The following is a 1,644-nucleotide window of genomic DNA, read 5'->3' as shown; positions in this document are numbered from 1 at the left end:
CCCATATAAAGTGTGATGTGCGTTAGCCATAACTAATTTTGCCACACTATACATTAAGTTATATTGATCTATTTTCCAGAACATATAATGAGAATAAGGTTCTATAACAGGTAAAAATTTAAAAATTATTGAATCAATACTATTTATAGTAAGGATTGACATTTCTTTGACATTTTTTGTCTTAGTTTTGGCAGCCTGCAACATCTTTGATTGCTGCGTTGCACTATTGCGCAGGCCAGCCTTAATGCCAGGCCGAGATAAAGAAGCAGAGCAGTACGGCGCGACCTGCTCCAGCAGTAAATTTTCTGTACTGACAGGGTCCACTGGAGCCAGTCTGGCCGCAGCACTAAAAATATCTAGGCGAAGCATTTTTGCTCAGCCTTCCTTAGTTTTATTAATATAGTAAGTTTTAATATTGAGAGAATTAAAAAATTTCTCTAACATAGAGAAAAAATGAGCGTTATATTTATTTTTAAGCTGGAGCAATAATAAAGTAGGTATTAACCAAATTGAACCTTTATCCGAATTTCTTAACCTTAAATGTAAGGTACCATCACCGTTAATAAACCCTATAATAAAAAGTATTGAAGGGGTCGTAAAATTATCAGTATATACAGGTAGCTCAATACCCTTTATGGTACTGAAATTTATACTAAATAAACTTAATTGATCCGATAAAGATAATTTACGATTTACTCCATCTAATGAAATATCATAAACAATGTGTGTAGCTAGACATAGATCAAACAAATAATTGTAGCTAGGCCTGCGCAGCGCGCAGCAGGCAGGGTGGTGTTACTTTTAATTTATTAGAAGTAAGACGTCTTATATCCGATAGTTTTTGGAAAGCAATATATTTTTCACCGTAAATACTGTTAAAATATTTAGCATAGTTATTAAGTATTGTTTCCCAACTTTCACTTGCTAAACGTATAACTAATTTTTCATGTTTATTTATAGTTAAGCTCAATGTTCCTGATCGTCCTAACACATGTCAGAGAGTTAAAAAAAATTCTAAACTTTCTGTTGATAAATTTTGGTTAAGAGCAAATACAGGTGTAAAACTCTTTCCCCTAATTCGACAGGAAACATGGCCCTCAGCCTGAAAGAAACCATTTGCTACTAGACGAAATTCTTCAGGATTAAAATTTTCAGGTAATTTAAATTTATCCTTACACTGTTTTAAATGTTCACGTGCTGAAGAAATAGATAAAGTTTTTTTATCGTTTAAATTTAAGATGGTAAAATTTGAAATTAGAATAGAGTTTAAATTAAGAAATACTATCTCAATATTACCTTCTAGCCTTTATTGACTATATCTTTTGTTAAATTTTTATAATTAACTATTTTACGTGTAGTCGATGGAGTTTTTTAACCAAGGGTCTAGCTAGAAGCCACAAGCAATTTATATGCCCGCCTAACGCTGCAGCCTGACCTAGGCAAGGCTGCATAACATGAGAGACAGGCCTGTGGCGTATGCCGCTGCTGCACTATCACCTTTTATTCCAGCTAAAGCTGGTGTAAGTTGGCTCTGGGTACACAGTACGCGGGAAAAGGGAAATTGCAAAGCGGGAAAGGCTATGCTCTATGGTTATACAGCTGCGCAACTTCTCTGCTTCTCTGATATGCGGGGCGGCGTTAGCT

The 1,644-nt window shown here is 35.0% G+C and carries 2 protein-coding genes; one reads left to right on the top strand and one right to left on the bottom strand.

The genetic code is table 11. The features are described 5' to 3' along the window. A partial coding sequence (locus WCB02_RS19460; RefSeq protein ID WP_423960524.1) for a hypothetical protein occupies positions 1–369 on the bottom strand: 369 nt, incomplete at its 3' end. A gap of 1,085 nt (positions 370–1,454) precedes the next feature. On the opposite strand from WCB02_RS19460, the gene WCB02_RS19455 reads away from it, so the two are divergent. Continuing rightward, the coding region (locus WCB02_RS19455; protein WP_423960522.1) for a hypothetical protein at positions 1,455–1,644 on the top strand (190 nt) is incomplete at its 3' end.

This window comes from Bradyrhizobium sp. (assembly GCF_049581145.1).
GTDB lineage: Bacteria > Pseudomonadota > Alphaproteobacteria > Rhizobiales > Xanthobacteraceae > Bradyrhizobium.
The sequence above is the reverse complement of the archived record's forward strand: the minus strand, read 5'-3'. Positions and strand labels throughout refer to the sequence as shown.